Genomic DNA, 8,313 nt, shown 5'->3' with positions numbered 1-8,313 from the left:
GAACTATGGCTGTCGGAATACTGGTCGTTGGGATCGTCGTTGCGGGCCGGTTGGCATTCTACTATCGCGACAGCTACCACCACGCCCTCGACAAGCAGCGTGAGTTCGCACAACTGGCAGAGACCAGGCTGGACACGATCAATAACATGCAACGTCAACAGCGCGAAGTTGCAGATCTTGATTCCAAATACACCAGGGAATTGACCAATGCCAGACTTGAAAATGATCGTCTTCGTGACGATGTTGCCGCTGGTCGTCGCCAGTTGCGCATCAAAGGCACCTGTAAACTGTCCGAAACCACCGCCAGTTCCAGCATGGGTAATGGAAGCACCATCGAGGTCAGCAGAGAAACTGGATCAACTGTTTTCGATATCAGGTCAGGAATAATCAGCGATCAGCAGAAATTGCGATTTTTACAGGAGTATGTAAAAAAGCAGTGCCATTAATTTGCATTACAGGTGGTCATCGCGAGGGCCATCAATAATGCACAAGAAGAATAATCACGGTGACATACAGGCTTACAGCGAATTGCTGAGGCGGGAGAAACAACAGGACAGTGATTGATGAGCAAGCCGGATGAGAAAGCAATCGAGCGTGATTTCTGTGCTGGTGTGCTTTCCCTCCAGGCTGTGGCGGATAAGTACGGAATCACGATAAAAGCCCTGCGCTATATGGCCGGTAAAAAAGGCTGGATAAGGGCAAAAGGGGCAGGGACAAAAGCGGGGCAAAAAAACGGGGCAAAAAAAGTTATGCCCCAAAAAAAATCAGCCCCAAAACAATCACAGAATATGGGTGAACGGTCGCCTAAAAGTGAACAGGTTTCAACCGCTGGAATAATGCACCATGACGATATCGATCTGGCGCTTGATCCTGATGAGTTCGGATTAACCGAGAAAGAGGCGCTCTTTGCCTGGGGTTGTGTCAAGACCAGCAGCAGGATAGGGGGATACCGATTTGCCGGGTATAGCGACACGAATAAAAACACGGCCTATGTCGAAGCGAGCCGTCTGTACAGAAAACCTAAGATTGCCCGCGCTATCCGCGAACTAAAAAACCGGATGAGAAAGCGTTACACGGCTGACCTGGATGAAATTATCGATCAGTTAGTGGCTATCACCAAAGCCGACCCTAATGCACTGACACAATATCGCCGTCTTAACTGTCGTTACTGCTGGGGTGAGAACCACCTGTATCAGTGGCGTGATATTCAGGAATTTGACCGTGCAGCTGAAAAAAACATGAAGGATGGAAAAGCCGAGCCAGAGTATGGCGGGCTGGGTTTCATCGAGAATGCTGACCCTAACCCTGATTGTCCAAGGTGTTACGGCGAAGGTAGTGGCGATATTTTCATTTCTGACACCCGCGATCTTGATGGGCCAGACCGTCAATTCCTGCTTGGCGTGAAGCAAACTAAAAACGGTATAGAAGTGATCACCGAAGATAAAAAAGCGGCGCGGCAAATGCTTATTCAGTTGATCACCAAACTTGATTTGAACAACCAGGACGACAATACCCCGAAAGGGATGGGAGATTTTTATGCCGACCTTGGAAAAACCGAGTCTCAATCCGGCACTAAGACCATTCTGGACGACGAGAGCGAGGAATAAGGTTCTTTACGGTGGACGCACATCTTCTAAATCATGGGATGCTGCCGGGTTCGCTATATTTCTTGCTGATAATTACCGCCTGCGTTTCCTGTGTACTCGTCAGATCCAGAATAAAATTGAAGAATCTGTGTATGCCCTGCTGAAAATTCAGATAGAGCGTTTTGGTTTACGCCATCGCTTTCGCGTTCTGGAAAATAAAATCGTCAACCGCTTTACGGGCAGTGAGTTTATTTTCTATGGCCTGTGGCGACATATCGGCGAAATAAAGTCTCTGGAATCGGTAGATGTGCTTTGGAACGAAGAAGCCCACGCGATGACGCCCGCACAATGGGAGGTTTTAGAGCCCACCATTCGTAAAGAGGGATCAGAATGTTGGTTTATTTTCAACCCAGGTCTGGTGACTGATTTTGTCTGGCGACATTTCGTGGTTAATCCACCGGAAGATACTCTGGTACGGAAAATAAATTTCGACGAAAACCCGTTTCTCAGCGAAACGATTAAAAAGGTTATCGCAGCAGCTAAAGCGCGTGATGAAGATGCCTTTGAACATGTGTATCTCGGTGTGCCCCGTATGGATGATGATGCGGCGGTGATCAAACTGTCGTGGATTGAGGCCGCGATTGACGCGCACAAGGTGCTGGGCTTCGCGCCAGCCGGTAAGCACCGTGTTGGTTTCGATATTGCTGATGATGGTGCTGATAAGTGTGCCAACGTGTATGCGCATGGCTCAGTGGCATTGTGGGCCGATGAGTGGAAAGGGAAGGAAGACGAATTATTAAAAAGCTGCTCCAGAACCTGGCAGGTGGCGAGAAAATACGATGCGGAAATTACTTACGATAGCATTGGTGTTGGTGCCAGTGCCGGAGCAAAGTTTGCTGAGTTGAATTCCGAGCATAAAGCGAAAGTTATTTATCATAAATTTAACGCTGGTGATGCGGTGCATGAACCGGATCGTGAGTATCAGCCAAAGATAAAGAACAAAGACTTTTTTTCTAATTTGAAAGCACAATCATGGTGGTTGGTGGCTGACCGATTTCGCAATACTTACAATGCGGTGAATGCAGTTAAGCGAGGCGAGAAAGGCGAAAGCTTTACTGACGATGAATTGATCAGCATTTCCTCTGGCTGCCCATTTCTTGAACAGCTTAAATTTGAGTTGTCAACGCCAAAGCGTGATTTTGATAATAACGGACGTGTGAAGGTGGAAAGCAAAAAGGATTTGGCGAAGCGTGATGTGCCATCTCCGAATATTGCCGATGCCTTTATAGAAGCGTTTGCGCCAGTGAAGCGTGGCGGATTCTTCACAACCAAGAGGTAACTATGTCTGAAACCAAAGGGCAACCAGGTATCAGCCTGGAAGAATTGTCTGTAAGGCTGAAAAAGTTAGAAAGGGAAATATTTCATCTCAAAACCGCTAATTGCACACACGGCTTTGAGCCGGGGCAGCATACGCAAGGGATTGTTGGGTGCGAGCGCTGTGTGGGAAAGCGCGTAATGATTTGGGATTTAGAGAACGACAACCCGCATTCTCATTCACTAACACCTTAATAAATAAAATAATCAATATCATCTTGAGGTAACTATGTGGCCGTTTAAGAGGCGTAAAAATCAGGTAGCGCCGGTTAAACGGTCGGCGTTCACTACTCAGCTTTACCCCGCGCTGGCGCGTTCGGAGGGGTTTAACGGTCTGGACTTACCACAACCTGTTATTAGCGGTGTGGCGATGGACTCCATTGATGGTTCCGTGCCTGCATTCAAAGGTGGGAATGTTTATGGTGTTCCCGAAGCGCAGGCCATGTGGTATGCCAGCCAGGGCTTTATCGGCAACAATATGTGCGCGGTGATAGCCAAACACTGGCTGGTGGATAAGGCGTGTAACATGCCTGCGCGTGATGCTATCCGGCAGGGCTATGACCTGGACTGCGACGATAAAGATGTCGCTAAGTTGCTCATAAAACGCAGCAAAAAATACCGCATCAATCAGGCGATGAAAGAGTTGATCCATTTTGGTCGCGTATATGGTGGTCGTCTGGCGCTGTTTGTCGTTGAGACTTCAAACCCCAAAGCGTGGTATGAAAACCCCTTTAACATCGATGGTGTGGTTAGAGGAAGTTACAAGGGTATCAAGCAGATCGACCCGCAGTGGGTGACGCCTGAACTGACGGAGGCCAATCTGCAAGATCCGGCAGGGCTGGATTTTTACGAACCCACGTATTACGTGATTGCCGGTCGTCGGTACCATAAATCGCATTTTGTTAAATTCGTGCCCTTCCCGGTACCGAATGTACTCAAGCCTACCTACAACTATTTTGGCGTATCCGTGCCTGAGCGCATCTACGAGCGCGTTTACGCCTCAGAGCGTACAGCTAACGAAGCCCCTGAACTGGCGATGACCAAGCGTTTGTTGACGATGGGTATCAGCGATCTGGAAAGCGCAGATAAAGCGACCGTCAGCGAGAATATGTCCTATTTCATTGAAATGCGTGACAACTACGGCGTTCACGTTACCGGCGGTACCGATACTGTGCAGCAGTTTGATACCTCACTGGCCGATCTCGACGCCACCATTATGACGCAATATCAACTGGTCGCGGCGGGCGCGAATGTTCCGGCCACAAAACTTCTTGGCACTACACCGAAAGGCTTTAACGCCACGGGAGAGTATGAGGAAGCCAGCTATCGCGAGGAACTGGAGAGTATTCAGTCGAACGACCTTGAAGAACTGTTACAGCGCCATTTCGATATGTTGTTGCGTAGCGCGGGCCTGCCCGTTGTTGAGGTCAGTATCAACTGGAAACCGCTTGATAGCCCGACAGCGGCAGAATATGCCGATATTGAACTGAAACAGGCACAAACAGCCTCTGCATATGCTACAGCCGGAGCCATTGACGGCTACGACATTCGTAAAAAGCTGGCGGCGGATAAAGAGTCGAGTTACTACGGACTGGACATGACCGATGAAGAAGAAAATCAGATTCCGGGACAAACGGGCAAGATGGGCGGCATCCCGTCAGGCGGTAATGAAGGGGAAACCACTGGCTTATCCAGCCGCCCCGGCAACACGCTACAGTCAGGCTATGTCGCAACTGGTGCACCAGATGATAGCTGACTATCAGGCAACCTTTACCCAACTGAATGACGACTTTGCGCCGGTTGGTATGGATGCCAGCGTTGCCAGCCAGACCCGTATCTGGCTGAATCGCCTGAAACGTAAATGGGACGGTATTTTCAACAAAAAAGCGGCAGAAATAGCGGATAAGTTTGTTTCCCAGACCGATCTGGCCGCGCAACGCAACCTGGACGATTCACTAAAAACGCTATCCGGGGGGCTGACAATAAAAACGCCTGATATGCCGGGTGAGATGAAAGAGCGTCTAACTGCTGCTACCGCAGAAAACGTCGCGCTGATTAAAACCATTCCTGAACAGTTTCATCGCAGGATTGAGGGCGCTGCGCTGCGATCCGTCAGCCATCCAGGCGAGGGAGCCAAAACCCTTCTCGATGAAATCAGGCAAACCGGTACAGTGACAGAAAAACGGGCGCAGTTTATCGCTGTGGATCAGAGCCGGAAAATCACCACGGCATCTAACTATGAGCGGATGAAATCAGCCGGTATCCGTAAAGCGGTCTGGCATCACTCAGCCGGTAGCGCCGAACCCAGGGAACTGCATCTCAGGTTAGACGGCCAGACGTTCGATCTGGATAACCCCCCTGTTATTGATGAAAAAACCGGTCAGCGTGGCCTACCCGGTACGTTACCCAACTGCAAATGCTTCTGGACGCCGGTTGTGGATTTTGGTGACACCTCATGAACGAAACTAAACGAACGTATGACCTCAATGGCTGGCTGGAAGTAAAAGACAACCCCATCTCAAAAGTTGGGGTTTTTGATTATCTGGGGGCTGAAATTAATGCTCCTGACCCCAGCCGTATCTATCGTGTCTATCGACCGGAGGAGGAGCTACGTAGCGAAGAAACGATCAACTCTTTCCGGCTGATGCCCTTCATTGATGAGCACGAAATGCTGGGTAAAGACGCTACCCCTGCTGAGAAAAAAGGGATACAGGGCGTCATTGGTGAAAATATCTGGTTCGATTACCCCTACTTACGGGGAAACATCAAAATTTTATCCAACTCCGCACTAAGCAATATCAGCAGCGGAAAAATAGATTTATCGCCCGGCTATCGATGCCGCTATGACTTCACCCCTGGCAATTTCAACGGTCAGCCCTATGACGCTGTTCAGCGGCATATCAGAGCAAACCACCTTGCGCTGGTGGATGAGGGGCGAACCGGCCCCGATGTCTCCGTGCAGGATCACGTTATAACCATAGATACCAAGGAACTCATTCACATGAATCCAGATGATGACAAAAACAAGCCCACAACTGATGACGGTGGTTTTACCCCCGAACAGGTTGAGCAAATCAAACAGATTGTTGTGGCAGCGCTGGCAGCGGGTAAGCCAACTACGGACGATCCCGATCCTACTGTACCCGCAGACCCTGCTGACCCCGTTGATCCGGCAGCAGCCGCCGAAGGGGCAGCAGCGGCAGAAGAAGGTGCGGAGGCGGCGGTAGAAGCGGCTGAGGCGGCATCGGAGGCAGCAGAAACCGGGGAGCCTACCGCTATCGAAAATGCTGAAACGGCTATCGAGTCGGCAGAATCGGCTATCGAGGAGGCGAAAGAGCATCTCGACCAGGCGACTACTGACAGTCTCAGTCGTCGGCTTAAACGCCTGCGCAGAAGTATTGGCACGGTTGACACCATCGCCGCGCTGAAACGCAAGGTGGCAAAGCTGGAGAAAAGTAAACCGACAATGGATACCGGCGCGTTGCTGAAACAAATCGGTGCCCGTGATGAACTGGCGCGGAAGTTAACGCCATTTGTTGGTGTGTTCGATCATGCGCCCATGACGGCGCAACAGGTCGCTGAATATGGCGTTGAAAAGCTGGGTATTCAGTGTGGTAAAGGCACTGAGGCTATTGCACTTGATGCGTGGATGCAGGGGCGCGTACCGGATTCCCAAAAGCCGTCTGTTACGATGGATAAGGCAGTCAGCAACCAGTCAATTTTAGATAAATGGGGCGATAAATAATGGCAATCCCGAAATCTGTAGCAAACGGCATGATCTCCGGCGTAGTCGGTGAAGTTAGCCACTTTGGCCCACTTCGCGCCACCAGTGCCGTTCTGGACTCAGCCGACGAAAAAAAGAATCTGTTTGGTCTGGCCTATACCTACAAAGATGCCAGTGTTGAATCTGTGCAGCCGGGCGGTAATGGGGCGTTTGCGGGGATCATGATTAACCCGAAAGCGTATCGTATCGAGACCGAATATGCCCGCAACGGGACTCAGGGTGAGTTTCTCACTATGGGAGAGGTATACGTCGAAGTTAGCGAATCTGCTAACGCAATTAACATGCCGGTGGTGTTTAACGCTGACGGTGAACTGACCGCTAAAGCCACACTGGACGCCGGGGACAAAGCGATTGGCTTTGTATCACGTCACGTTGGCTCTGCTGAAACACCCCATCTCTGTCTTGTTCGCCTGACCGAGATCCCGTACCCAACCCCTGCACCAACTGGAGGTGCCTGATATGGCCCTGAGCAAAGAAAAATTTTATATGTCGGGCCGTGAGATCCGCAGACGCGGGCCGCTGAATATTAAGCCCGATCAGAAGTGGACATACAACGAGCTGGGGCAACTTGGCTTCGGTGGTCTGGCGGCAATGGACTCCGCGTTAACCGGCCCTGCGGTAAGCGGTGGTCTTATTCATCGTGAAATGCTGCAACATGTTTTACCGGGTCTTATCCGCACGGCGACCCGTGTTCGTGTTCTGGATGAAATTACCGGGGTAATGAACGCGGGTGAGTGGCACGATGAAGAGATCATCCTGAACGTGGCAACGCCGGTAGGCAAACCTGAATTGTACGGTGACCATACCAATATCCCGCTGGCTTCCTATGCACAGGATCAGGAACGTCGCGGTATCGTGCGTTTTGAGCAAGGTTTTCAGGTCGGTAAGCTGGAAGAAGCACGACAGTCGGCGGCGGGTTTCGAGGCGGCAGCAGAAAAACGCAACGCGGCTACTGAGTCACTGGAGCAGGGGCGTGAGCGAGTCGGCTATCAGGGTTTTAACAGCCCGACTACCCGTGTTTTTGGGTTGTTAAACGATCCGAACCTCCCGGCTTATGAAACTGCAACCAAGCCCTGGCTGACGGCCACGTTCGACGAGATTACGAAGGACATTACCGATATGTTCTCACGTCTCGAAACGAACTCTGGTGGCATCATCCGCGACGATATGCCTATCACGCTGACGCTTCCGCTGGGGTTCCGTTCGGCGTTAGGTAAAGCGAACCCGGTCGCCAAAGGTGAAACCGTCAAAGAGTGGATCAACAACAACTATCCCAATATGCGGCAGGTCTTTTCACCCGAATTCAAAGGTGCGAATGGCGGGGCAAATATTGCCTATATGTTTGCCGATAGCGTGGATGATGGTTCTACCGCAACCAGTGCAACAATTTTGCAGGTTGTGCCGGTGAAATACCAGTTGCTGGGGTCTGAGAATCAGATCAAGGGCTATCTGGAAGATGCCACCAACGCCACTGCGGGTGTCATTGTCACCCGCCCCTGGGCGATCACCCGCCTGACCGGTCTTTGATAACAGCCCTCAATTTGAGGGCTTAATCTTTAAGGATTCCCC

General features: G+C 50.8%; 9 protein-coding genes. All 9 read left to right on the top strand.

Annotated features, from left to right (window positions below):
- Positions 1 to 446: lysis protein (locus BL249_RS16855; protein WP_342633917.1), on the top strand; the 446-nt coding region annotated here is incomplete at its 5' end.
- Positions 447 to 563: 117 nt separating this feature from the next.
- Positions 564 to 1,607 carry a terminase small subunit gene (locus tag BL249_RS16850; RefSeq protein ID WP_099706828.1) on the top strand — a complete coding sequence of 348 codons (1,044 nt, stop codon included), beginning with the start codon at positions 564 to 566 and terminating at the stop codon, positions 1,605 to 1,607.
- Positions 1,537 to 2,925 (top strand): PBSX family phage terminase large subunit, encoded by a 1,389-nt coding sequence (locus BL249_RS16845; protein WP_099706827.1) that lies wholly within the window; start codon positions 1,537 to 1,539, stop codon positions 2,923 to 2,925. The genes BL249_RS16850 and BL249_RS16845 overlap by 71 nt, the downstream gene beginning before the upstream one ends.
- Positions 2,926 to 2,927: 2 nt before the next feature.
- The gene (locus BL249_RS18830) at positions 2,928 to 3,155 is read left to right on the top strand and encodes a hypothetical protein (protein WP_143354800.1); all 228 of its coding nucleotides are present in this window, start codon (positions 2,928 to 2,930) and stop codon (positions 3,153 to 3,155) included.
- Between the two features lie 34 nt (positions 3,156 to 3,189).
- On the top strand, positions 3,190 to 4,716 hold the full coding sequence (locus BL249_RS16840) for a phage portal protein (protein ID WP_099706826.1): 1,527 nt from the start codon (positions 3,190 to 3,192) through the stop codon (positions 4,714 to 4,716).
- Positions 4,706 to 5,419 carry a phage head morphogenesis protein gene (locus BL249_RS16835; RefSeq protein ID WP_099706825.1) on the top strand — a complete coding sequence of 238 codons (714 nt, stop codon included), beginning with the start codon at positions 4,706 to 4,708 and terminating at the stop codon, positions 5,417 to 5,419. The genes BL249_RS16840 and BL249_RS16835 overlap by 11 nt, the downstream gene beginning before the upstream one ends.
- Positions 5,416 to 6,705, top strand: coding sequence for a DUF2213 domain-containing protein (locus BL249_RS16830; protein WP_099706824.1), 1,290 nt, complete (start codon positions 5,416 to 5,418; stop codon positions 6,703 to 6,705). The genes BL249_RS16835 and BL249_RS16830 overlap by 4 nt, the downstream gene beginning before the upstream one ends.
- Positions 6,705 to 7,202: a structural cement protein Gp24 gene (locus BL249_RS16825; protein WP_099706823.1), complete on the top strand. Its 498-nt coding sequence runs from the start codon at positions 6,705 to 6,707 to the stop codon at positions 7,200 to 7,202. Before BL249_RS16830 ends, BL249_RS16825 begins: the two co-directional genes overlap by 1 nt.
- Before the next feature lies 1 nt (position 7,203).
- The gene (locus BL249_RS16820; protein ID WP_099706822.1) at positions 7,204 to 8,271 is read left to right on the top strand and encodes a major capsid family protein; all 1,068 of its coding nucleotides are present in this window, start codon (positions 7,204 to 7,206) and stop codon (positions 8,269 to 8,271) included.
- Positions 8,272 to 8,313 lie beyond the last annotated feature (42 nt).

It is taken from the genome of Erwinia sp. OLFS4 (assembly GCF_002752165.1).
GTDB lineage: Bacteria > Pseudomonadota > Gammaproteobacteria > Enterobacterales > Enterobacteriaceae > Izhakiella.
This window is presented reverse-complemented; position numbering and strand designations above follow the sequence as displayed.

Excerpts from the sequence above, each read along its gene's own strand:
- BL249_RS16850 (WP_099706828.1), top strand. The coding sequence starts at position 564 with ATGAGCAAGCCGGATGAGAAAGCAATCGAGCGTGATTTCTGTGCTGGT.
- BL249_RS16845 (WP_099706827.1), top strand. The coding sequence starts at position 1,537 with ATGCCGACCTTGGAAAAACCGAGTCTCAATCCGGCACTAAGACCATTC.
- BL249_RS18830 (WP_143354800.1), top strand. The coding sequence starts at position 2,928 with ATGTCTGAAACCAAAGGGCAACCAGGTATCAGCCTGGAAGAATTGTCT.
- BL249_RS16840 (WP_099706826.1), top strand. The coding sequence starts at position 3,190 with ATGTGGCCGTTTAAGAGGCGTAAAAATCAGGTAGCGCCGGTTAAACGG.
- BL249_RS16835 (WP_099706825.1), top strand. The coding sequence starts at position 4,706 with ATGATAGCTGACTATCAGGCAACCTTTACCCAACTGAATGACGACTTT.
- BL249_RS16830 (WP_099706824.1), top strand. The coding sequence starts at position 5,416 with ATGAACGAAACTAAACGAACGTATGACCTCAATGGCTGGCTGGAAGTA.
- BL249_RS16825 (WP_099706823.1), top strand. The coding sequence starts at position 6,705 with ATGGCAATCCCGAAATCTGTAGCAAACGGCATGATCTCCGGCGTAGTC.
- BL249_RS16820 (WP_099706822.1), top strand. The coding sequence starts at position 7,204 with ATGGCCCTGAGCAAAGAAAAATTTTATATGTCGGGCCGTGAGATCCGC.